Genomic DNA, 24,054 nt, shown 5'->3' on the forward strand with positions numbered 1-24,054 from the left:
AACTAAAAATACACTTAGCTTTTCGAGACAAGTTACCACCTATGCTAGCTAAATCTTAATCAAAACCACTAGTGTGAACTGGTTGTTTTGATTCTATTACTTACTCCATAGATAAGCAATTAAAGTCTTATCAACCTTGGCATTGTTGTGCAGAGCTGAGTGTTTGGCTCCTCTACCTTTAAAAGTCTTTTCTTCATAAGACTTGGCACGGTTAGCGATGAGATACTTTAGTGATAGGGAAGAAACATTTGGCACCGTGCCATCCGTATGACCGCCAATATCACCAATGATATTAAGAACTTGAGTTTGATGGGCTGGGTAAGTCTTGCGCAGCTGAGTCATTTCTTGATAGGTAGCATTCATCTTGTTAGGTTTGCCCTGACTGTCCAAGGTCAAACCAGCTGGTTGCTTGATGGCGTCAGGTATTTCTTTGAAGTTTAAACCTGCAAAATGCCCAGCGATGGCCACGTACTTCTGCAACTGAGGCATATCCTGATTACCACCATTTTGCAACATGTAATAAACGATGGCAATATTACCTGCTGAATGGCCAACCATGTTGACCTTACTGAATTTGTACTCCTTACGCAAAGCTTTGACAACATTGGTCGCATAGCGACCACGATCTGCAAAGTTGAAGTTAGTGCTGTTTTCAAAATTAACCATGACGATGGGATTTTGGGAATTGTTCTTGAAGTGACCTCTGAGCGTCACCTGACCATTCTTGTCCACAAAAGCGATGATACTGCCAGCTGATGCGCCAGCTTTCTTAGCTGCACCCACCATGTGCTCCTCAGCGTGATAAGAACTGCCACCTCCGTGGAAAAAGAGCGTTGGAACGTTAGAATGCGTGAAATGCTTTAAAGCTTGTTGCCTCTGCCAAGATTGATAGGTCAAGTAAACAGCCATGATAAGGGCAACTATGACTAAACCAAATCCGATTTTTTTCTTCATGATAGTCTCCTTTTCCTCTATCTTATAGAAAATATGAGAAAAGATAAAGTTTTAATGATTCTTTGTCAGCTGTTCCGTGACATTTCGACTGTTTTCAGCCAGTGACCAAATACCTATATTATCAGTAAGGGAATCATCTATAAAAAAAAACCAGCACAAACTACTATGCTGGCTTTCTTATTTCATGACTTTCTCAAAACGGAAAAACTCACTTCCTTCTTCTGGGAATTTATCCTCCTTGCCCGGCTCCATATGGTTAGCGTTGTAAAATTCAACGACCTTGAAACCACAACGATTGATGTAAAAATGAAGATTGCGCTTATCAAAATAGGGTGTATCAGTTTCCCAAACCTTGGTCTCAGGGTAGAGGACTTCAATAGCTTGCCAAATCTGCTGACCAAGGCCACGATTTTGTCCACCAACCTTAACATAGAGTAGATCTAAATGATTATGCTGGGTTTGGGGTTTGATAGTAACAACCGTACCACCGACCACTTGACCATCAAGCACCGCAAAATAAGCCTCAGAACCCTCAGCAGCGAAAGCTTCCTCAATATCTTCTCTTGGGATAATAGGCTCATCAAGCTCCCCATTGACATCCACATAAGCCTTTTGAAAGGCTTCCTGAATATCTTTGATAAAGATTTCTTTTTCCTCTAACTTGAGAGGACGTAGCTTTAATTCAGTCATTTCTTTTCCTTCTTTCTTCACATAGTTGTCCTTTATTATAGCACGTTTTGAGAAATGGACAGCGCTGAAACTGGCAAGCATTCCTTTTAGTGGCATAGCCGATGATAACGCAAAACATGCACTCCAACAGTAAAGCGAGTCATTCCTTCAAAATTCCCCCCCTGCTGAAAAAACCAACATAGCCAAGCTATGCTGGTTTTCTTATCCATAAGTCACCTTAGTCAAACGTCTTATTCCACATATCAAGCACACGCTCAAAGCCATCTGCATCTTCTGGTAGGGTAAAGCCACCACCTAAGTCCAGACTGGTGATAGCCTGCATATCCTTGTCCGTCAATCTAAAATCAAAGATGTCTAAGTTCTCAGCTAGACGTTTGAGATTGCTTGACTTAGGTACGGTCACAATATCTTGCTGGGTTAGCCATCGAAGAACTACTTGCGCCACCGTTTTACCATGCTCCTTGGCAATCTTGACTAGGTCTGGTTGGGTGAAAAGGTCTTCACTACCAGCTGCAAAAGGCTGCCAAGCCACCATTTGCACATCACGCGCAGCCATAACTGCATGATCTGCTTGCCGCTGATGGAAAACATTGGCCTGAATGAGATTAACAGCAGGCTTAACTTCATTGAATTTGATAAATTCCACTAGCTTAGCTTGCGTGAAATTATCCACTCCGATGGCACGAATTTTGCCTGCCTTATAGGCTTCGGTCAAATAGCGCCATGCCCCATAAATATCCCCGATGGGTTGGTGAAGCACATAGAGGTCAATGTAGTCCAAGTGTAATTTTTCAAGCGAACTTTCTAGACCGCGTTTGGCACCTTCGTAAGACATGTCTGACACCCAGAGTTTTGAGATCACAAAAATATCTTCCCGTTTGACCTTAACACGCTTGATGGCACGACCAACAATGTCTTCATTGCCATAGACTGCCGCTGTGTCAATCATAGGATAACCCATTTCTAGCGCAGCCACAATAGCCTCCTCTGACTGAACAGGGTCGGTCATCTTCATGACACCAAGTCCAAGTTTGGGCATTTTCACACCGTTATTTAATGTGACGTATTCCATAGACTACCTCTCTTCTCTTTATCTTCATCTGATTGCCTTAATGCTCAGCTTTCACTTTCCGCAAAATAATTTCAAAGTCTGCTTGCTGCCAAGTGACTGGTGTTGGATAGATCGGGTTGCCTTCTTTTTCGGCACCTGCAGCCAGATCGGCTATATCTGCCTCCTGAATATCAGGGATTCCAGCAGGTAGATTTATAGCACTTCGTAGGTCGCGGATTTTTTGGATAAAGGCTTGTGCTTTATCCGCCTCTGTCTGTCCGCTTAAACCGACTAGATCAGCTAAGTCTGCCAAACTCTTATGCGCGGCTTTGCCATAAGCCTCAAGCACCAAAGGTAAGAGGCTAGCATTAATCTGCCCATGCTGTAAATGGTAACGGCCGCCGATGCCGTGAGAAATAGCATGAACATAACCAACCAAGGCAACGTTAAAGGCTATGCCTGCATAATAAGAGCCTTTTAGCATCTGGTGGCGAGCATATAGATTTTGGCCGTTAGCCACTGCTTTTTCCAGATTGGCCATAATCAAGCTAACGGCTTTCTTGGCGTAGTCAGCTGCTGCCTTGTGATGGAATTTATTGGTGTATGCCTCAACCGCATGAGTCAGGGCATCCATACCAGATGCAGCTGTCATGAAAGGTGGCAAATTTAGCAAAAGTTTAGGATCCAAGACCGCATAAGTCGGCATCAGCACAAAATCAAAAATAGGATACTTACGACTGCCAGCAGGTTCTGTAATAACTGCTCCTGCTGTCACCTCCGAACCCGAGCCAGCTGTCGTTGGCACTGCAAAAAACGGAGGCAGATTTTTACGGATCTTCATATTACCAGTCATATCCTCAACCGTCTTATCAGGATTGGCCACTCGAGCACCGATGATTTTAGCACAGTCCATAGCAGAACCTCCGCCAATGGCAACAATAGCATCACAGCCATTCTGATAGTAAAGTTTATAACCCTTCTCCACACACGCAATATCTGGATCAGGAATGACTTCTGAATAAATCGTGTAAGCAATGCCCTGATTAGTCAAAGTCTCAAAGAAAGGCTTTAAAGTCCCTCGCCTGATAAAACCTGCAGTAGTCACAACCAATGCATGCTTAAGAGACTGATCTTGTAAAACCGATGGCACCTGTAAAAGTGCATCTTCCCCCTCGATTAAATTAGGTAATCTTTTTAACTGCCCTTCCAAAAAAGCAATGGTCACCAACTGCTGACCGCGTAATAAAAATTGTTTCATACTTAACTCCCTTGATGGAAATTCTTCTATCTTTGTCTATAATTGTAGCACAAATTGAAGGAGGAGGGTTTTGTCAGGCTCACAGCACAAACATAAAAAGCCTATCAACTGATAAGCCTTTAGAGAGACCTAGGTAGGATAATGAAGACTGCTGTAACCAAGACTGCTAGCATCACACCTGCTGGGAAAATAGTCAAGGTTAACATCATACCAACTAGCTTAATGATAATATCCCAAGACATCATGCGATTATGATTTTTAGAAATGGTTTGCGATCTTTTATTATCAGCTACTTTGGCTAATTCTGCATACATCCAAACGTTGGTAAAGGAAACCAACAAGACAACAACACCATAGAGGGTTTGCGCAACAGAGCTATTGAAGTTATCTGCTACAATGCTGGTCGTATAAGGAAAGAAAGATGCAAAAAAGAGCAAAAGCAGGGAGATCCAAACCAGCTTGTTATTGATTTTCTTCACATGGTCCCAAGCGCAGTGCATATTGACCCACATAGTGCCAATCCAGAAAAAAGATATCATATAGGCAAAAAAATTCATTCGCAAATCAAGGACAGCCGCCCAAGTCAAAACGGCTGGCTTCTTTAACTCCAAAATTAAAATCGTCATAATGATAGCAATGACGGCATCTGTAAAAGCTACTAAGCGTTCTTTTGACATCTCCAAAATTCTACCTCCATATTACAGTTATTATTATAGCACATGAAAATTAACAATTGAACGGACTTCCTGCAAAATATAAAATACCAGACGACTCCATAAACATACCTTTCTTCCGCATAAACTTAGCTATCTTGTCAAAATTGTTGACGGGCTTTCATAAATGTAATTCTGATGAACTATTTCATTTATTAGTTAGATTTTTCAGCAATCCAGATAGACTGTTGAAAGTGGTCAACTTGACTGTCGGAGACCTAACTGCTTTACCAGAGAGTTAGTTTTGTCTGTCAACAGTTAGATTAACCCTCTAATCAATTTCCCGAAGGTCTGGCTATAAGAACCTGTATTCACAGTTCAGCACTTCTATCTAAGGCTGTTTTTCCCCAGTCCTTCTCTCATAAGGAGTAAAAAAGAAGCCGAGCCAGGCTCAACTTCTGTATTTGTTTCAACTGATGCTTGATTGTCTCACTGACGCTTATCAAGAGCAACATCGAAAAGGTGGACGCCCACGCCGTTTAAGTATGGAAGACCAGCTCATTATGACCTTGCGTTACTTGCGCTATTACCCCACTCAACGCTTGTTGGCCTTTGATTTTGGTGTAGGTGTGGCAACTGTCAATGAGACCATTACCTGGGTAGAGGACAGCCTTCGTTCTTCTGGCCTCTTTGATTTAGACCACTTGGAAGCACCTAGCGCCACTGTTGCCATTGATGTCACTGAAAGTCCTATTCAACGCCCTAAAAAAACCAAAGCAAGAATTATTCTGGTAAAAAGAAGAGACATACCGTAAAAACTCAAATCCTGCTTAACTTAACCAGCCATCGTGCTTGTCAATTGGCTTTTTCAGATGGCCATACGCATGATTTTACCCTTTTTAAGGAGAGTATTGGCTATAGTTTGCCCCAAAGTACCCTTGTTTTCGTAGATTTAGGGTATTTAGGCATCATGAAATTTCACGAAAATACCTTTATTCCTGCTAAACGTTCTAGAAATCACCCCTTAACCCAAGAGGATAAAGAGTTGAATCGTGAGATAGCTAAAATGCGTATTGAAGTTGAGCACTTTAAGGCCAAATTTAAAACTTTTCAAATCATGGCACAGCCTTATCGTAATCGTAGGAAGCGGTTTGACTTAAGAGCTGAGTTGATTTGTGGCATCATCAACCATAAGATGATGTAGTTACCGAACAAGTCTATTTAAGAATCAAGTGCGATGTCATTTTTCTCCTGCTCGTGAATATATTTTGCTACCGTCTTTTCGTTCAGTCCAACGGTACTCACATAGTAGCCTCTAGCCCAAAACTTTCGATTTCCATACTTATATTTTAAATTAGCGTATTTATCAATATCATGAGAGCACTTTTACTTTTCAAATACCCCATGAAATCGGAAATCGAAAGTTTTGGTGGTATCAAGACGAGCATATGAACATGATCTAGCATCATATGTCCCTCAATGATTTCCACGCCCTTGTATTGACATAGGTGACGGAAAATATCAATTAAGGCCTGTCTAATTTTGTAGTAAATGGATTTTCTGCGGTACTTTGGTGTGAAAACTATGTGATAGAGCACATCCATTTGGTATGTGATAAACTGTAACTGGTTTTAGCCATTTCTTTTTCCTCCTTGATCTAACCTGAACAATTAGATTATAACAGGAAAAAGAAATGGAAGCTCAAAGCCTTGGCAGCCACCAGCATAGCTGGTGGTTTTCTTGTTTTTCTCTACGAGAAAAACTGGCTCGAAGCCATAATAAGGGCTCCGCCATGAGGCGGAGTCCTACTGATCTATTAAAGTAATCAAAGACAGTTTCCAAATGTTCGCTATTTAGATACTCAAGGATTTCCCCATCTACTTCAACTGCTATAGCTAATAGAGATTTTTACAAAGTTGGGACTTTACGCAGCTCTTATGCCACGAAACCTTCCACAGAAACAAACCTTGCAGCTTGTTCAATATTACTAGTAATTATTGTGTAGGTAATTGTTAACGTTCTTAGCCTCCTGATTGGGTATGGTCCAAAATATTTTGTCGGGTCTCATCAACCAATTGCTTGAGACTGATCTTAGCCATTTGGGCTTCAGCCTGTTTTTGAATGTCATGGTAATGGCTCTGCAAAACTTCTGGAAAAGCCACACCAACACTACAAGTCTTAGCCGTATTTTGGTCCACCTTCAGCAAATCCCCCTGATTATCAATCGTACGATAAACATCCAAAACAGTCAATTCAGCCAAGGGTTTCTCAATGCGGAACCCCACCTTCCCTCTTTGAGTGGTGATGATGCCAGCTTTACGAAGCTGAGACAGCATTTGTCGAACGAGACTGGGATTACTTTTCAAACTAGCTGCCAAGCGCTCGCTGCTGATAGTTTCTGTATGATGTACCTCAACATACACTAAGATCTGTAATAGGTCGCTCAATCGATGATTTGCCATGATATCTCCAAAGTCATTTTCTGTTTTTTTAGTCCATCAAACTCTACTACCTAACCTCAGCTGTAGCTCATTAGGTTTTAAGGCTGCGTTTGACATGCTGTTCTTCGAATACTACTCTATCATGACTTTGACCAGCTGACAAGTTTAGCGACGAATTAATTTGGCTTTTTTAACATCTTCGATGGTTTGTGTACCAGCCAACTGCATATCAATCTTAAGTTCCTTGTTCAAGTGTTCAACAACAGCTTGGGCTCCTTGGGCACCCCCAAGTGCAAGGCCATAAATAACTGGACGAGCAAGGGCAACGAGGTCTGCTCCGCTTGCCAAAGCTTTAAAGACATGTGATCCACGGCGGACACCACTATCGAAGATTATAGGGACACGTTTGTTGACGCGCTCTGCTATTGCTGCCAAAGTATCAAAAGAAGCTGGACCACCATTTAACTGACGACCACCATGATTAGACACCCAGATACCTGATGCGCCCGCTTGCATAGCCGTTTCGGCATCATCTGGGTCTTGGACACCCTTGACGATAACTGGCAGGCCTGTATAATCGGCCACGCGCTTGATATCTTCTGGAAGGATAACTTGAGCAGCTGCTGCATAGATTTCGCTGATGCCCTTACCTTCACTACCTTCTGCTAATTTAGCTAGATTGCCCATAGGCAGTGGAAATTGAAAGTTGTTTATGATATCCGCTTCACGGTAGCCACCTAGCATAGAGTCAACAGTCATGATAATAGCCTTGACCCCAGCCTTGACCGCTTCATCCAGCCAAGCTTCATTAACAGACCAATCCTTGCTCATGTACAGTTGGAAAAATTGTGGAGCGCCTTGACCGGCTGCTGCTGTTTCAGCAATTGTCGTTGTGCCATAGGTTGATTGCGACATAATGGTGCCTGCAGCTGCCATACCTTCTGCCGTTGCCAATTCACCACGAGCATGCGCTAAGCCTTGGGCAGCAGCAGGTGCCATGATGATTGGCATGGAAATTTTAGTGCCGAAGATTTCAGTCTCCGTTGAGGGATTTTCGACAGATGTCAAAATACGTGGAACGATTTGCACATGATTGAAAGACTCTGTGTTTTCTTTCAATGTCCACTCGTCCTCTGCCCCCTCAGTAATGTAACCAAAGCCGCCTTTAGGAATAATTTCCTTAGCGCGTGCTTCAAGGCTTGGAAGATTGAGAATATCAATCTTTTCTTCTTTGTCTGATTGAAAATAACCATTTGTCATTGTCATAAAAATACCTTCTCTCTTTTTCTCGTTAAAAGTTAAATCGTACTTTAGTAGGTCTTAGTGTTAAAAATCGGAAACATTAGGTCGTTTGTTCAAGGATAACCTTTGTTCGGATACCATCACTATCCTCTACTAAGAAAGAGCTCTCTGCTTCTTCCAGTAAAGTCATGCCATATAGATTTGCTTTCTTCAAAGAAGCCTTAAAGAAAATGGCATCGCTAATCTTAATTGTTAAATGATTGAGTCCCGGCAATCCCGCCTGACGCTTTGGCAAGTTTGAACCTGCCCATTGATTGAAAGCCAGTTGATGATGATAATTTCCTGAGGCTATCCATGATGCCGTTGGAATGGTCATCTTATCTCCTAAATCGAAAACCCGCTGATAAAGTTTTGAGGAGGCACCCGCATTTTTGACGCTCAAATGAACGTGACCAACTACAGTGCCAGAGCTAAGAGCAAAAATCTCTTGGCTAGAGGCTTCTGCCAAAACACCATTAGCATCCATCTCCTCAGTCACACCGATAATACGGCCATTCTCACGAATATCCCATTCCTCGACAGGCTTATCACAATAAATCTCAATTCCATTACCCTCAATGTCGTCTAGGTAAATAGCTTCGCTGTAGCCGTGGTCGGCTCCACCAGTTAGGGGAACGCCGCTTGTCAGAAGGTGCCTAAGCGCTGCTCCCAGACTTGGTCGGTCTGGCACCAAGATAGCTGTATGATAAAGACCATAATTATTCTGAGCAGACAAATCTGTCTTTACCAGACGCATCAGTATCTCATCAGAACCCCCAATACCCAAGGCCACCTCATCTGTTGTCTGATACAAAATCTTAAAACCAATGAAAGTCGTATAAAAAAGAGTTTGTTTGTCTAGGTCATGTACGTTAATCACAACCTCGCCTAACCGAATCTTTGACTGATAAGCATAAGTCATAATTATCTCCTTAATCTAAGATGGCAAAACCACCTGTCCAAGAAATCTTTTCCTGCGCCGCCAGTGAAATTTGCAAGAAACCAAAAGCTTCTAATTCACGAGCACGTTTCAAGCCCCCTGCATCCAATACAGTAATGCCACTATCTACCAGCATATCTGTTAGGAGGGCTTTTGCTTCTGCATCGTCTGATGCCAACATGACGCGGGTTTTTTCTCTTCCCGAAACCTGACCACTTGCCAAAGTTGCTGCAAAGGTGGTGTTAAAACCTTTAACCCAGCGTGCTGTTGGTACTTTTTTTGAAAATGCTGCTGTCGCTGAGCTATCAGCAGGCACTAGCAAATCATCAAAAGTATCAAAGTTAACAGGATTAGTGATATCCACCACAACCTTACCATCTAAATCTGCTGCATAGCGATCTAAAATATCTGCGACTGCTGGGTAAGGGACTGCCAAGATTACCATGTCACCAATTGTTTCCGCTTGCTCTCCCGAACCAAGATAAAAAGCTTTGTGTCCTGACTTTTCAAAGAGCCCACCGATAGCTGACCCCATGTTTCCTTTACCAAAAACTGTAATGTTTGCCATGATAAATTCCTCCAAATTCCATCTTGTAACTTTTTTTGTTACAACTTATACTATGAATTATACTACTTAGTGATAAATTTGCAAGAAATTTGCTTACAGCTAAAAAACGATTGAACGTCGATCAAAACCACCAGTTCACACTGGTGGTTTGCTCTGTGACTATAAGCCGCTCACCCCGGCCAGGGCCAAAGGCCCGCTGAATCAGCTTCCTCGCGCATCACTTGTCCAAGCAGCTGCTAAAGCGCCTCTTCTACTTCTTCCTATTTGGTTCTCCTGTGACAGATCACCCCTTTCAAACAATGTAAGCTAGTCTGCAACCCTGTCTTCCTGCAATTGATTTTGTACATATTCAGCAATCACCTTTTGGTTTCAATCTACTGTATCGATATAATAGCCTCTACACCAAAATTTTCTATTATCATACTTGTATTTCAATCGGCATGTTTGTCAAAAATTATGAGACTGCTTTTGCCTTTTAAGTAAACCATAAAACTAGGTATACTGAGTTTGGGTGAAATACTTACTAACATATGAATATGGTCTAAACATGCATTGGATTCATGAATCATCGCTCCTTTATATTTAATCTTGCCGATACTTGACTTGTATTTGCCATATATGATTTGGCGGCGATATTTAGGTGCGAAATCGATATGATATTTACAATTCCAACACGTATGTGATAAACTTTCATTATCCTCTCTCATGAGGTACCTCCTATATGATGTGATGGGGTGGCGGGGAAACCACTTCTATCTTATCATTTGGGGAGGTTTTTTAATACCATGCTGGAAGCTATCTGGAACCACTAGCATAGCTAATGGTTTTCAGAAGCCAAAAAGAGTCTGGGACAAAAAGCTTTCTCAGCACAAAAAACAGAGATTCACGTTAGTTGTGAGTCTCTGTTTTAGTTTTGATTCATTTTTTTGTTTATTTCTTGAGATTATTAGCCATGAGAACCAATCCCATGTCAATTTTTACTTGGCGTTTTCCTCTCAGGTTACATCGTCTGTAACCCAAACAAGCCTTTATCTGGCCAAAGACAGGCTCCACATCAACCTTCCGTTGCGCGAAGATGCGACTGCCTTCTTCAGATAAAAGCTTCTCTTTTTCTAATTGTTTTAAAGCTTGATACCTCTCATTGACATAAAGCCCTTTTTGAGGTGCTAAATCAGGATAATCCGCCTTATAGACCCTTATTCCTGTTCAAATCCAGTGGATGTTCGACTGTATTTGACAGATTCAAAGTGATAGGCCCAGCCATCGGGATGGGTGTAGGTGTCGCAACCTTCATCGTAAGCCCAATTGTCCAAGTTCTTAGACGACTGCTTGTAATTCCTTTTCTGCTCCTTGTCAAACAGACCATACTTAATCAAGTGGTCAATCCCAAGCTGATCAAGTGTGAATAAGTTTTCTTCACTGCCATAACCTGCATCAGCGACCACCAGTTTAAACTCGTGTGGATAGCTTTCTAAAAACGGAAGCAATGTCTTCGTATCCGTTGGATTTGGGAAGACGTCGTAGTGAAGGACGAACTGGTTTTCGGTGGCGATTTGCAGGTTGTAGCCTGGTTTGAGCTGACCATTTCTCATGTGGTCGTCTTTCATTCGCATAAATGTAGCATCTGTATCAGTCTTAGAAAAGCTGTTACGCCCTTCGAACGTCTCTTGGTAAGTCTCATATTTCTCAGCCCGCACTGAAAAATCATCTCTGACTTTTCGCAGGACTTTCCTGAGTTTTCGGCGTTTGGCTTTACGCTCGTCCTTTCCCTTAATGGGAGCTTCCTCCATATCTTGATTGAGCGCTGTCAGTTCTTCCTCCAGAAGATGAGCGAAATCAGTCAATTGTTCTGAGGAGATTCCTTCCTCCTCGTCTAGTTCAATAGCTTGGTGGATAAGGGGTGTGATTTCTTCTTGAAAATAGACCTGCATCTGTTCTTGAAGCTTAGCAGAAAACTTATCGGTTGCCTTCTTCCAGACAAAGCTATATTTGTTGGCGTTGGCTTCAATCTTGGTGCCATCAATGTAGAGACAGTCCAGCGTCACCAGCTCTTCCATTTTTAAGTGGAGGTTGAGGGTGATAAAGAGCTCTCGGATAAGATGTTCCATCCCATCTGTAACACGGAAACGGTTGATGGTGCGGTAGCTCAAGACCAACTGTCCTGTCAGGTATTGCATAGCTAGATTTTCGACCATCATTTTCTCGATTTTGCGACTGGAGAAGACGCCTTGTGAATAGGCAAAGAGCAGAGCAGACAAAACAAGTTTTGGGTGATAAGAGGGGCGGCCAAAGACGTGGTAAAAAGACTGAAAGTGATTGTCGTCCAAGGTATTCACCACTTTTTCTATGGCAAAGACAATATGGTCAGGGGGTAAAATGCAAGCAAGTTCTAGTGGCAAAGTGGTTTGATTTGTGTTATAGTAGATATGCATGAGATAGCCTTTCTAAATGGTTTATTACGCAATTCTATTTTACCAAGACTATCGCAACCATGCAAAAAGCAACGGATTTGATGCCGTTGCTTTTTGTATTAATTAGGAACAGTTTTGTCCCAGACTCCAGAATATATCTTTTCATCACCGACTACAGTTGACAACAATCCCTTATTTTTTAATAGTATCTGTCGCAACATCTTCGCCAAACCACTTGTTTGAAATCTCTTGGAATTTTCCTTCTTTGTAGAGTTTCTTGAAAGCAGCGTTCACATTTTTGACTAGTTTCTTATCAGACTTACGCGCACCAACAGCAAAGTCTTCACCATCAAACTTACTCTTGATAATATTGTAGTTATCTAGCTCACCCTCTTGTTTCAAATAATAATTGGCATAAACACGGTCAATCAAGAGCCCATCAATACGATCATTTTTTAGGTCAATTAAAGCCTGTGTGAAGGTCTCATACTGGCTAGCATCATTATCCTTAACGATGTCTTTAAGGACCTCAGGTTTAGATATAAAGGCATCATAGCCTGATGAACCTGACTGAGCACCTAAAACCTTACCTTTCATATCAGCGAAACTAGTAATATTGGACGATTTTTTCGTTACCAAAACCTGTTCATTTTTCATGTAAGGATCTGTAAATTGAACCTTAGCCTTGCGTTCGGACGTGATGGAGTATCCATTCCAAATCAAATCAATTTTACCATTTTTCAATTCTGTTTCTTTCAAATCCCAGTTAATAGGTTGCCACTTAACCTTCATACCATATTCAGCAAAAGCAGCATTGGCTAAGTCAATGTCAAATCCCACATTTTTGCCATCTTTGTCCTTATACCCCATTGGCACGAAGGTATTATCAAAACCAATCGTGACAGATTTTTCTGACTTCATTTTGTCCCAGCTGTCACTTGTAGAGGATGCTTTCTCCTTTGAACCACAAGCAGTAAGGCTTACAATACTGAGAGCAGCGACTGCACCTAATAAAACTTTCTTTAACTTCATAAGTCACCTTTTTCTTCTATTTAGGATTAATTTTTAAAATATTGTCTGAAATATTTTCAGCAAATTGTAAATCATGCGTTACGACAATTTGAGTAATCCCTGCTTCACGATTTTGCAAGATTAACTTTTCAACTTCTTGACGCAACTCTGGATCCAATGCACTGGTTGGCTCATCATAGCCAATAATTTGAGGGTCAATCATCATAGCACGAGCCAGCGCTACACGTTGCTTCTGTCCACCCGAGAGTGAAAATGGATAAACATTGGCATGCTCAGACAAACCAAGCCTAGCCAACAAGTCTAGAGCCTTTTCCTTAGCAGCTTCCTTAGGCATTCCCATGGTTTTGGTTGGAGACAGAATCAGATTGTCCAAGACAGTCAAATGGGGAAATAATTGAAAATCTTGAAAAACAAACCCAAGCAAGTTTAAATTTTCTAAATGATCAAGAGATACTTTTGCATTATTGTAGATAATCTCACCTGAGTCAATTTTTTCAAGACCAGCCAGCATACGCAAAAGAGTTGTTTTTCCACCACCCGAAGGCCCAACGAGCGACAAAATCTTGCCATCTTCAACAACAAGATTAAAATGATCAAAAATCTTTTTCTGACCAAACTGTTTGGAAATATCTTTTAATTCTAACATATGGTCTCCTTATTTGTAGTAGTTAAACTTCTTTTCAACTTGCTTAGACAGAATAGTCACAAGCCCAATTAAGAGAAGGTAAATAGCTCCCGCGATAAACATTGGTGCCAAGGTAGCATCTCGGTTAGCAGCAGTTTTACTAGCAAGTAGCAAATCACCAACTCCCAGCACATAAACCAGAGAAGAATCCTTAACCAAATTGATCACCTCATTGAAAACACTGGGCAAAACAATTTTGAAAACCTGTGGCAAAATAATAAAACGAATGGTTTGTAGTTGCGTAAACTTCAAAACCTTAGCTGCTTCATATTGCCCCTTTGGAATGGCTTCAATCCCACCACGGAAAATCTCAGCAAAATAAGCTGCATAATTCATAGTGAAAGCCAGAATTGCTGCTGGTAAGCGATCAAACGTGACACCCACACTCGGAAGAACATAATAAACAAAAATCAATTGCAATAACAAAGGAGTCCCACGCATTACCCACACGTAGACTGTTAAAAGCCATTGCAAGGGTTTAAAGTTAACCTGCATCAAGAATGCTAAAATGGCCCCTAAAGGAATGGACAAAACAATGACAATAAAGAAAACTTGTAAGGTTATGACAGCCCCGTCCAAAAGACTGGGCAAAACCTGAAAAATGTATGACATATGCTCTCCTATAAAAATAGATGTTACCATTATATCAAATTTTCTGACATTTTACATTCATATTTTTTATAAATTTAAGAATAAATATACAAAAAGCCGACACGGTGTCGACTTCATTAATTTAAACCTTTTTCACAAATTCTGATTTTAATTTCATAGCACCAAAGCCATCAATCTTGCAGTCAATGTTGTGATCACCTTCCACCAAACGGATATTTTTTACACGTGTTCCTTGCTTAATATCCTTAGGCGCACCCTTGACTTTCAAATCTTTAATAACTGTAACAGTATCACCATCTGACAAGCGAGTGCCGTTGCTATCAAGGACAACAAGGTCATCTTCTTCAACTTCGTTTGGATCCCATTCATATGCACATTCAGGACAAACAAGCAAGATACCATCTTCGTAGACGTACTCTGAGTTACATTTTGGACAATTTGGTAGAGACATAACCACTCCTTAAAAAATTTGATATTTAATATTTTACCGAAAATCACTCTGCTTTTCAAGCTTTGCTTCCTAGACATACTTTTTAAAAGCCTTACAACCAAGTCAAAGAAACTTGTAGGGTTTATTATTTTATTCAACAGTTACAGATTTTGCAAGATTACGAGGCTTATCAACATCAAGACCACGTTGTAAGGTTGCATAGTAAGCAATCAATTGCGTTGGCACAACCATAGCAATTGGCGATAAGAATGGATGAACAGTCATCACCTTAATATCATCATCTTCCTTAGCCAAAGCTTCATCAACAATGGTCAAAACATGAGCGCCACGAGCAGCTACTTCTTGAATATTGCCACGCGTATGAGCCGCAAGAATTGGATTATTAGAAATCAAAGCAAGAACAGGTACGCCATCTTCGATAAGTGAGATAGTTCCGTGTTTCAACTCACCAGCTGCAAAACCTTCACATTGGATATAAGAAATTTCTTTTAATTTAAGAGAAGCTTCCATGGCAACGTAATAATCACTACCTCGACCAATATAGAAGGCATTGCGAGTTGTTGCTAATAAGTTAGCTACTTTTTCTTCGATCAATTCTTTTTCTGACAAAGTCGCTTCAATTGATTGTGCCACGATGGCTAATTCATGCACAAGATCGAAGTCTTCTGCAGCTTTGTTATGATTAGCTTGACCAACTGCCTTAGCCAAAAATGCAAGAGTAGCAATCTGTGCTGTGTAGGCTTTAGTTGAAGCAACTGCAATTTCTGGACCAGCATGAAGAAGCATAGTATGACTTGCCTCACGTGATAGAGTTGATCCAGGAACGTTGGTGATCGTCAAACTTGGAATACCTAGTTCGTTTGCTTTTACCAGGACCTGACGACTGTCTGCAGTTTCACCAGATTGACTAATAAAGATAAAGAGCGGCTTCTTACTGAGCAAAGGCTGATTGTAGCCCCATTCAGATGCAATTCCTAACTCAACAGGTGTTTCTGTCAAAGCTTCCAACATATTTTTGGCTGCGAAACCTGCATGGTAGGATGTTCCAGCCGCAATAATATAGAGACGATCTGCTTCTTGTACAGCTTCAACGATAGCATTGTCAACGACAATATTGTCATCATCAGTATAGGCTTTGATGAGCTTACGCATCACAGTTGGCTGCTCATCAATTTCTTTAAGCATGTAATAAGGGTAGGTCCCTTTACCGATATCAGAAAGATCAAGTTCAGCTATATAGGACTCTCTTTCAACGGAATGTCCTTCATAATCTTGAATATCAACACTATCTTTCTTCACGATAACAAGTTCCTTATCGTGAATTTCCATGTATTGATTTGTTTCGCGAATCATAGCCATAGCATCTGAACAGATCATGTTATAGCCATCACCCAAACCAATGAGAAGAGGAGATTTATTTTTAGCCACATAAATCGTATTAGGGTCTTGCGCATCCATAAGAGCAAACGCGTAAGAACCTTCAATAATATGAAGTGCTTTTCGGAAAGCTTCTAAAACGGACAAACCATCCTCTTCAACAAATTTACCAATCAAATGAACCGCAATTTCAGTATCTGTTTGCCCGTTCAAATGATGATTCGACAGATAATCGTCTTTAATTTGTGCAAAATTTTCGATAACACCATTATGAACCAAGGTCAAACGAGATGTTTCAGATTGATGCGGATGAGCATTGATTTCACTTGGTTTACCATGAGTAGCCCAACGCGTATGACCAATCCCAGCCGTTCCCTCAACATCAATCCCTATTCTTGCACGTAAGTCAGCAATACGTCCAACAGATTTAATCAAATTTGAACCGTTATTATTCGCAACAAAAATACCCGCAGAGTCATATCCACGATATTCTAATTTTTCTAATCCCTGCATCAAGATGTCTGTTGCATTACGATTTCCAACAACACCAACAATTCCACACATAATCATTATCGGTAGGTTATTCCTACCACTCCTTTTTTAATTTTATACTTATTAAAAATCAAGACCAGCTATGCTACGCTCTCTCAGGGAACACATGCTTGATCTAGCACTAGCTGCCCTAACTAAGAAGCCACATCATAGGATTGATTTTCTGAGTATATAATTGGTATAGTTCAATTTAACGTTGAAAAATACTAACAAAGACAGTATATAACTTATATTTATAAAAGTCAACAATCAAATTGGTATAGTTCAATTCATATGAACTGTAGTGCCTAAATAAATAAAAAAAGAGAATCTCAAAATTCTCTTTCTAAGCTAGCTATGCTGCTTTGCCTTTTCCAAGGGAGGATAACTGCTATAAACTTATAATAATCTACTTCCACAGCAAAATAACATCTCATTTAATTAATAACAACTTTTTCAAACGGACATTTTTATTTCATTTAATTAGTTGCAAATTAATTAAATTGTATTGAATGCCATAATTTTTATCCTGTTGCAAAATGAAGTGTAAGAAAAAAGATCTGTTCATCTGATAGACCGAACTCCCCACAAAATAGGCCCATCCCCAACTTTCTAAAGCAGATCACGGGAAAAATCGAAGCTTACCTTCTAACAACATCCATAGAAGCGAACAGAGTCAATTACTATGACACATAAAACTTTAGTCGCCTAGGTCTATTAACTATTAACCCAATTGATTTGCCTAAAGCTGTTTGCAAGCGAAAGAAAAGGAAGACTCGCCCGTCAGCTAAGAAATATCTCGGAATCGGCATTGAGCAAAGAGCTGATGGAATCATTGATTGCTCAACATTTGGTCCTTTGGGAAAATATTTTTTATAATAAGTCCTCAATCAAATCATCCATATCATCATGTTCCACCTGCGGTGTGATTTTTGTAATCCTGATACCAGCGACGGCACGTTCTACCAGACCTTCAACATCTAAACGTTTTTCGTATTGTTCAACATTCTTAATTTTAGGATTAGTTTTTGGACGGTCTGGCGCAAAAATGGTACAGCAATCTTCAAATGGTTGAATAGAAATATCAAAGGTATCAATCTTTTGGGCGATGTCAATGATTTCCAGCTTATCCATGGTGACCACTGGACGGATAACTGGTGTGCAGGTTACAGCGTTGATGGCCTGCATACTCTCAAGCGTCTGGCTGGCAACCTGACCGAGACTTTCACCATTAATAATAACTAGGCCGTGGCGTTCCTCACGAATACGATCTGTAATACGCATCATAAATCGGCGTGTCAAAGTCATAAGATAAGCCTCTGGCGCTTTATCCTTGATTTCTTCTTGAATTTCCGTAAAAGGAACTTCGATAAACTGGATATTGCCACCGAACTTGGTCAATTTACGGGTCAAGTCCTGTGCCTTCTTAAGTGCACCAGGGCTAGTGTAAGGAGGACTGGCAAAGTGCACCGCTTCAATATCAACACCGCGCTTAAGAGCCAAATAACCAGCGACTGGTGAATCAATGCCACCAGACAGCATAAGCATGCCCTTGCCTGATGTGCCAACAGGCAGACCACCTGCACCCTTGATATTTTCGTAGGAAAGATAGGCGGCTTCATCGCGTATTTCTACCTTAAGATTAATATCTGGATTTTTCATCTTGGCCTGAATGTTTGGTAAAACATCGAAAACGGCATTGCCCATGACTTGATTCAGTTCACGACTATCTAATTCAAAACTATGATCACTGCGCTTGGAGCTGATTTTGAAGGTCATGCCTTCCTTATAAATGTCCACCATTAGATCTTGTACTGCTTTTTTAACAGCATCAACTGTTTTTTCAACTTTATAAGACGGTGAAAATGCCTGAATCCCAAAGATTTGTTTAAGTGATTCAGCAACAGGAAGATAGTCTGTCCCATTGAGATAAACATGGGCACGGTCGCGGTCGGCATGGACCGTCACATCTGGATAAATGGATAGAACGTGTTCAATATTGCGTTTCAATTTGTTAATGAACCGCATGCGATTTTTTCCTTTAGTTGACAGCTCACCATAGCGAACCATAATTTCTGAATACTCTAGCATAATTCTTATCTTTTCCTTTTATCGTACTTTTTTTGTTTTGTCATAAACTTGCTTGAAGATGGTAAGGAACTGCTCAATCTGGCTCATATCGTTATCATCATCAAGGCTGATACGAACGGCTGACTGAGCTTGTTTGGTTGGCACTCCCATAGCAATGAGAGTCCCTGCTGGTTTGCCAGCCTTAGATGAACAAGCGGATGTCGTCGAAATATAGATTTCGTGTTCTTCAAAAGCATGGACAACTACTTCGCCACGAACACCCTTGATACCGAAGGTCAAAATGTTAGGCGCGAAGCGCTCATCATCACCAGAGAAAATCATGATATCATCATGTTTAACCAGTTCATCATAGATGACTGTTTTCATCTGAGCAATTCTTGGCAGAGCCTGAGATTCCTTGGCTATGACCAAGCGAAGGGCTTTAGCAGTTGCCGCAATTCCCGCTACATTTTCAGTGGTTGAACGGAAGTCCCTTTCCTGACCGCCTCCGGTTAAAAGAGGTTGTAATTTCTTGCCTTCTTTTTTATAAAGAAAACCGACGCCGCGCACGCCATGGAATTTATGACCTGAAAAGCTGGCAAAATCCACACGCTCAGTCAGGTAAGTTTCGGTTGGGATCTTCCCGATAGCCTGCACTGCATCAACATGGAAAGAAATACTAGGCTTGTCCGCTAACAGACGCGAAATAGATTTGATAGGCTGGATAGAACCCATTTCATTATTGACCGCCATGATAGATACTAAAATGGTATCTGGTCGCAAAAGCGCAGCCAATTGGTCTAAGTCAACAAAACCATCCGCCGTTACAGGGGCGTAAGAAACCTCAAAACCATGCTGGCTCAGCCATTTTGCCGACTCCTTAACCGCTGGATGCTCAATATCAGAAACAATGATGTGCTTACCATAGCGTTCTTTTTCAAAAGCAATGCCCTTGAGCGCCCAGTTATCGCTCTCTGTACCGCCTGAGGTGAAGATAATTTCGCTATTTTTGACGCCTAGTAGGTCTGCAATCTGCTGACGGCTGGCTTCTAAAATGCGTGTCGCCTTGCTACCGAGATTGTGCAAGCTTGAGGGATTGCCGTAAATTTTACTGGCCACTTCTTGATAAGTCTTGAGCGCTTCTGGATAAGGAAGCGTCGTGGCCGAATTGTCAAAATAAATCATAATAAATAATTGTAACTTCCTTCAAATTCAATCTAAATTATTATACCATATATGACAGTCTTGTTCTTGGAATAAAAGTTAAGTTTTTTTTAGCATTTTTTAAGGGAAAATCATATAATAGAATAGAACGATAAAAAGGAGACTAGTCATGTCAGAACAATATTCAAGACGACGTAAAACATCAGTACCCGAATCATCCACACCAACAAAACATATCAAAACAGGCTTTTCTGCTCTGCAAAAGACCGTTGCCCTCATCGGTAGTATTCTCAGTATCATCGTCGCCACCATCACTATCAATAATGCCTTGAATGGCGGAAGTAAGAGCAACAGCAATTCTTCAAGTGGTACTAGCAAAACAACGATTATTAAAGTTAAGGAAAGTAGCGACAAAACCAGCAGCAATGTCAACACTGATAACGATAACAATACATACAGCTCCTCTGCTAATGCTGATCAAACCTATTCAAGTCAATACAACGAAGCAAGCTCTGCCGCATCCTCAGAAAGCAATGTTGCCTCATCTTCTGATAACACTGCGAACTCTGCCACTGATGCAACGATACCATCATCTTCTGCAACTGAATCAGCTCAATGATCAATCTCCTAGAAGAGTTTGACTACTCTTGACCTAAAGAGGTCAGAATGGTTAAACTCTTTTTCTATCTTACTTCCCATTAAAATACTATGAACTATTATCAAACACTCAATTGGATTCACTCCCACAAGGCCAAAGGTCGCAGACCAGACATGAAACGGATGAAAGCTCTGCTGGCAACATTAGGGAATCCTCAAGATGATTTCCCTGCCATTCATCTGGTAGGGACTAACGGCAAGGGCTCGACGACCAGCTATCTGCAACATATTTTCACAGAGGCAGACTACAAGACCGGCACCTTCACCTCACCCTACATCACGCGCTTCAACGAGCGTATAGCCATTGATGGTAACCCAATTCCAGACCAAGACTTGGTCAAGACGGTACAAGTCTTGCAGGATAAGATTGCTCAAACTAACTTTCTAGACCACTTTGATAAGCCAACTGAATTTGAGCTAGTCACGGCCATCATGTTCCTCTATTTCGCACAGATTCAGCCAGTGGACCTGGCTATTATTGAGGCTGGTATCGGCGGACAACATGATTCTACTAATGTCTTCAAGGCTTTAGCTCTTGTCTGCCCCTCCATCAGTTTAGATCATCAGGAAACCTTGGGGCATCAGCTGACTGATATTGCTCGCCAAAAAGTAGGCGCTCTAGACGCTCATACTCCCTTGATTTTCGGCCCCATGACAGACCAAGTTCGTCAAGTTTTTCTAGACAGGACAGAGCAACTCTTCTCCCCTCATTATGAACTGGGGCAGGATTTCTTCCTCTTGGAAAATGGAAGAGCTTTTGACTTTAACTATGAGAGTTTCAGACTGGCTGATATTGAGCTAGCTATGCTGGGCAGGCACCAACAATCCAATGCAGCTCTAGCTATTATGACCTCCCTACTTCTTAGGTCGCAATTTCCCAAGCTGACTCCCCAGAACATCAAAGTAGGACTAGAACAAACAGTTTGGCCAGGCCGCTGCGAGCTGGTCAGACCCAACCTGCTTCTGGATGGCGCCCACAATGAAGATTCCATTGCTAAGTTGATTGAGGTTTTAAAGGATTATTTTCCAGACAAGGCCATTCACATCCTATTCGCCAGCCTCAACCGCAAGCCGCTTGACAAGATACTGGGCCAGCTGGCTGAGTTTGACCTCAGTGTCACCAGTTTTGACTTTCCAGAAGCTCGCCCCTTGTCTGATTATCCAAATCAATATCCACAGGTTAAGCATTGGAAGGCTTGGTTGGTAGAGAGTCAAGTTGAACCTGATCAGCTCTACGTTGTGACGGGGTCGCTTTATTTTATTTCCGAAGTGAGAAATTACCTTCAAAACAATAATTCGCAAATCGAACACTCCCTCCAAATTATCAATTGACTCTTTGTTCATCAACATTGAACAAAAAATGTATTCACAAGATCATAATGCTCTTAAAATAAGACTAATGTGTGATAATTTGATAAAAGCTACCTCCGATGAGGCTGATTTTTCAACATCCTTGGCTAATCTTCGAGAATATTTCAACCAAGAGAACGTCCTCTCTACACCCCAAGGCTTGGGTATGATTTGCCAACTTCCTTTGATTATTTCACCACCGTCAATACCTAGTTACTCTGTGGCATTCCTTGGTTTCACACTTTGAGAATCAATGATTGCGTAGGTTGAAGAGATAGCTTTACCAGCTTTCACTCGCTTTTTTAACAAATTCTTGTTTAGACCATTGATAGGTGTAGTGTTTTGAGAAATAGGATTCAAGCTTACCCATTCGTTATCAGTTAAATCAGTTTCATACGCTTGTCTAGTCATATCTTTAGTTAAATATTTTTTGTGAATACAGATTCTTAGAATAAAGCTTAATGCCCCACTCTTCCCAATCCCCACCATAGTCAAGAATGAGATCCCGCTTTAATTGCGAGGGATGCTTAGAGGAAGCATACTATAATCTTATTATCCAGTCTTTGATCATAGTAGTGGCTATTGACTGCGGTGTTTCCAAACTAAACTATAGCATGAATAAGCTAAAACGACCTCAATTCGTCTGCCTCAAGCTGCTTTCTAAAGAGTTCATCAAAATCAAAATCTTTTTTTGGAGACCTCTTGGAGTAAAGTCGTGATAAAATAAGTCATGGGAATTCTAGTGCAGTATTGCAGCTCTACTATTGATTGGTTAAACAAAATATGTGACAAGCTAAAATTGGTTTATTACCCTATTAAAAAATAGCGCCAAAACTCCGGTTTGGCACTATTTTTTTACTTTTGACTAAGCTTTTCAATTTTTTCTTTCATGTGTTGTGCGGTTCCTAAGCATTCTAAGGAAGCCATGATATTAGCGCATTTCTCCATTTCTTTAATTGCCTCATCTTTGCCTATTTGAAATTCATAAAAACCACGGTAAAACTTTATCAAGATCCTTTCGTATAAATCAGTTTCCGGTATATTAAAGCTATCAATATAGTTGAAACATCTAAAGGCAACTTTCAACTGTTTACGATCTATGCAGATTTCTATAACATTTAACAGCATCTGTAAAATCCGCTTACGATTTTCTGGAATATCTCGATAAAACTATGTCCTTTTTACCATTTCATTTGTAAAAAGTTCAAGCGAGGCAACATTCATCAAGCCAACCGCATTCGTAAAAATCCATAGTTCAAACCGACCCCACTCTTCAACGGAGAATAAATAATCCATCAGAAATTGCACATCTTCATTGGAAACAACTTCGGATGGTAAGCAATAAAATAGGATAGCTCGAACAACGATTGTTTTTAGTCTGTAAAGTTTTTGGTCGGGATTTTCTTCTTCAAACTGAAGACAATTTTTTAAAATAGATTTTATCTTAGTTACATCCTGATTAAGATAAGCTTCAGAAAGTTTCGTTGAAAATTGGATATCCAAGGTTTGGGTATAATTATGATAAACCCACTGAAACTCATCTAAGGGAACATTCATATTTTTTAAACAAAGATAAAAAGTATCAATAGTGATACCACTAATTCCTCTTTCAAAACGAGATAATTGGGCTGTTGAGACAATATTATCCGCAACTTCCTTTAAAGTGAGCCCTTTTGCTTCTCGAATAATTTTAAATACCTCTCCTACGACCTTTTGCATATTCTCACCTGCTTATTAAAATATAAGATTGATAAAATAATTTCATCTAGATCATCATTTTATATAACTAATTATTTTACATTAGAAAGAAAATAATTTCAAAAATTTAACTCTCATGTTTAGTAGAACTAGGAAGCAGCTGAGATTAACTAACCATCA

Annotated in this window: 19 protein-coding genes and 6 pseudogenes; 4 read left to right on the top strand and 21 right to left on the bottom strand. The window is 40.6% G+C overall.

Annotated features, from left to right (window positions below; all coding sequences use genetic code 11):
- Window positions 1–96: 96 nt before the first annotated feature.
- The 5 genes from A3GS_RS0100165 to A3GS_RS0100185 form a co-directional block, all read right to left on the bottom strand.
- Complete coding sequence (locus tag A3GS_RS0100165) at window positions 97–954, bottom strand: alpha/beta hydrolase (protein WP_018363406.1); 858 nt, start codon at window positions 952–954, stop codon at window positions 97–99.
- 177 nt (window positions 955–1,131) lie between these two features.
- The gene (locus A3GS_RS0100170) at window positions 1,132–1,644 is read right to left on the bottom strand and encodes a GNAT family N-acetyltransferase (protein ID WP_026216196.1); all 513 of its coding nucleotides are present in this window, start codon (window positions 1,642–1,644) and stop codon (window positions 1,132–1,134) included.
- Between the two features lie 217 nt (window positions 1,645–1,861).
- Window positions 1,862–2,716, bottom strand: a complete 855-nt coding sequence (locus tag A3GS_RS0100175; protein WP_018363408.1) for an aldo/keto reductase — start codon at window positions 2,714–2,716, stop codon at window positions 1,862–1,864.
- Between the two features lie 37 nt (window positions 2,717–2,753).
- Window positions 2,754–3,953, bottom strand: a complete 1,200-nt coding sequence (locus tag A3GS_RS0100180; protein WP_018363409.1) for an iron-containing alcohol dehydrogenase — start codon at window positions 3,951–3,953, stop codon at window positions 2,754–2,756.
- A 119-nt stretch (window positions 3,954–4,072) separates the two neighbouring features.
- Window positions 4,073–4,630 (bottom strand): TMEM175 family protein, encoded by a 558-nt coding sequence (locus tag A3GS_RS0100185; RefSeq protein WP_026216197.1) that lies wholly within the window; start codon window positions 4,628–4,630, stop codon window positions 4,073–4,075.
- Between the two features lie 401 nt (window positions 4,631–5,031).
- Here A3GS_RS0100185 and A3GS_RS12590 point away from each other — a divergent pair.
- A pseudogene (locus tag A3GS_RS12590) lies at window positions 5,032–5,810 on the top strand (IS5 family transposase); the annotation flags it as partial.
- A 17-nt stretch (window positions 5,811–5,827) separates the two neighbouring features.
- Here A3GS_RS12590 and tnpA (A3GS_RS12100) read toward each other — a convergent pair.
- The 7 genes and pseudogenes from tnpA (A3GS_RS12100) to A3GS_RS11205 all read right to left on the bottom strand — a co-directional run bounded on the left by tnpA (A3GS_RS12100) (window position 5,828) and on the right by A3GS_RS11205 (window position 12,235).
- Window positions 5,828–6,245, bottom strand: a pseudogene (gene tnpA / locus A3GS_RS12100) (IS200/IS605 family transposase).
- 382 nt (window positions 6,246–6,627) lie between these two features.
- Complete coding sequence (locus A3GS_RS0100200; RefSeq protein ID WP_018363413.1) at window positions 6,628–7,068, bottom strand: Rrf2 family transcriptional regulator; 441 nt, start codon at window positions 7,066–7,068, stop codon at window positions 6,628–6,630.
- Between the two features lie 144 nt (window positions 7,069–7,212).
- Window positions 7,213–8,313 carry a lactate oxidase gene (locus A3GS_RS0100205; protein ID WP_018363414.1) on the bottom strand — a complete coding sequence of 367 codons (1,101 nt, stop codon included), beginning with the start codon at window positions 8,311–8,313 and terminating at the stop codon, window positions 7,213–7,215.
- A 76-nt stretch (window positions 8,314–8,389) separates the two neighbouring features.
- Complete coding sequence (locus tag A3GS_RS0100210) at window positions 8,390–9,250, bottom strand: VOC family protein (protein ID WP_018363415.1); 861 nt, start codon at window positions 9,248–9,250, stop codon at window positions 8,390–8,392.
- A 10-nt stretch (window positions 9,251–9,260) separates the two neighbouring features.
- Window positions 9,261–9,836: an NADPH-dependent F420 reductase gene (locus A3GS_RS0100215; protein ID WP_018363416.1), complete on the bottom strand. Its 576-nt coding sequence runs from the start codon at window positions 9,834–9,836 to the stop codon at window positions 9,261–9,263.
- 306 nt (window positions 9,837–10,142) lie between these two features.
- Window positions 10,143–10,543 (bottom strand): annotated as a pseudogene (gene tnpA / locus A3GS_RS11200) (IS200/IS605 family transposase).
- 200 nt (window positions 10,544–10,743) lie between these two features.
- Window positions 10,744–12,235: pseudogene (locus A3GS_RS11205) on the bottom strand (IS1182 family transposase).
- Here A3GS_RS11205 and A3GS_RS13260 point away from each other — a divergent pair.
- A pseudogene (locus A3GS_RS13260) lies at window positions 12,229–12,429 on the top strand (hypothetical protein). The pseudogenes A3GS_RS11205 and A3GS_RS13260 overlap by 7 nt on opposite strands.
- Window positions 12,430–12,439: 10 nt before the next feature.
- Here the strand turns inward: A3GS_RS13260 and A3GS_RS0100230 are convergent.
- The 7 genes from A3GS_RS0100230 to A3GS_RS0100260 all read right to left on the bottom strand — a co-directional run bounded on the left by A3GS_RS0100230 (window position 12,440) and on the right by A3GS_RS0100260 (window position 20,190).
- Window positions 12,440–13,279 carry an amino acid ABC transporter substrate-binding protein gene (locus A3GS_RS0100230; protein WP_018363418.1) on the bottom strand — a complete coding sequence of 280 codons (840 nt, stop codon included), beginning with the start codon at window positions 13,277–13,279 and terminating at the stop codon, window positions 12,440–12,442.
- A gap of 16 nt (window positions 13,280–13,295) precedes the next feature.
- Window positions 13,296–13,925: an amino acid ABC transporter ATP-binding protein gene (locus A3GS_RS0100235; protein ID WP_018363419.1), complete on the bottom strand. Its 630-nt coding sequence runs from the start codon at window positions 13,923–13,925 to the stop codon at window positions 13,296–13,298.
- Window positions 13,926–13,934: 9 nt separating this feature from the next.
- Entirely contained in the window at window positions 13,935–14,576 is a 642-nt protein-coding gene (locus A3GS_RS0100240) for an amino acid ABC transporter permease (protein WP_018363420.1), read from the bottom strand.
- A 121-nt stretch (window positions 14,577–14,697) separates the two neighbouring features.
- A complete protein-coding gene (locus A3GS_RS0100245) occupies window positions 14,698–15,027 on the bottom strand; it encodes a zinc ribbon domain-containing protein YjdM (RefSeq protein ID WP_018363421.1) in 330 nt (109 codons plus the stop codon).
- Window positions 15,028–15,156: 129 nt separating this feature from the next.
- Window positions 15,157–16,968, bottom strand: a complete 1,812-nt coding sequence (gene glmS, locus A3GS_RS0100250) for a glutamine--fructose-6-phosphate transaminase (isomerizing) (protein WP_026216199.1) — start codon at window positions 16,966–16,968, stop codon at window positions 15,157–15,159.
- Window positions 16,969–17,808: 840 nt separating this feature from the next.
- Window positions 17,809–19,026, bottom strand: coding sequence for a tRNA uracil 4-sulfurtransferase ThiI (thiI, locus tag A3GS_RS0100255; protein ID WP_018363423.1), 1,218 nt, complete (start codon window positions 19,024–19,026; stop codon window positions 17,809–17,811).
- 18 nt (window positions 19,027–19,044) lie between these two features.
- Window positions 19,045–20,190, bottom strand: coding sequence for a cysteine desulfurase family protein (locus tag A3GS_RS0100260; protein ID WP_018363424.1), 1,146 nt, complete (start codon window positions 20,188–20,190; stop codon window positions 19,045–19,047).
- Between the two features lie 148 nt (window positions 20,191–20,338).
- Between A3GS_RS0100260 and A3GS_RS0100265 the strand changes: the two genes are divergently transcribed.
- On the top strand, window positions 20,339–20,788 hold the full coding sequence (locus A3GS_RS0100265) for a DUF6556 family protein (protein WP_018363425.1): 450 nt from the start codon (window positions 20,339–20,341) through the stop codon (window positions 20,786–20,788).
- 89 nt (window positions 20,789–20,877) lie between these two features.
- Window positions 20,878–22,158 carry a bifunctional folylpolyglutamate synthase/dihydrofolate synthase gene (locus A3GS_RS0100270; RefSeq protein ID WP_026216201.1) on the top strand — a complete coding sequence of 427 codons (1,281 nt, stop codon included), beginning with the start codon at window positions 20,878–20,880 and terminating at the stop codon, window positions 22,156–22,158.
- Window positions 22,159–22,389: 231 nt separating this feature from the next.
- Here A3GS_RS0100270 and A3GS_RS12595 read toward each other — a convergent pair whose 3' ends face one another.
- Together A3GS_RS12595 and A3GS_RS11210 are read right to left on the bottom strand one after the other, a co-directional pair.
- Window positions 22,390–22,587, bottom strand: a complete 198-nt coding sequence (locus tag A3GS_RS12595) for a hypothetical protein (protein WP_156808847.1) — start codon at window positions 22,585–22,587, stop codon at window positions 22,390–22,392.
- A 444-nt stretch (window positions 22,588–23,031) separates the two neighbouring features.
- A pseudogene (locus A3GS_RS11210) lies at window positions 23,032–23,895 on the bottom strand (helix-turn-helix domain-containing protein).
- Between the last annotated feature and the right edge of the window lie 159 nt (window positions 23,896–24,054).

The sequence above is a fragment of the Streptococcus caballi DSM 19004 genome, assembly GCF_000379985.1.
GTDB lineage: Bacteria > Bacillota > Bacilli > Lactobacillales > Streptococcaceae > Streptococcus > Streptococcus caballi.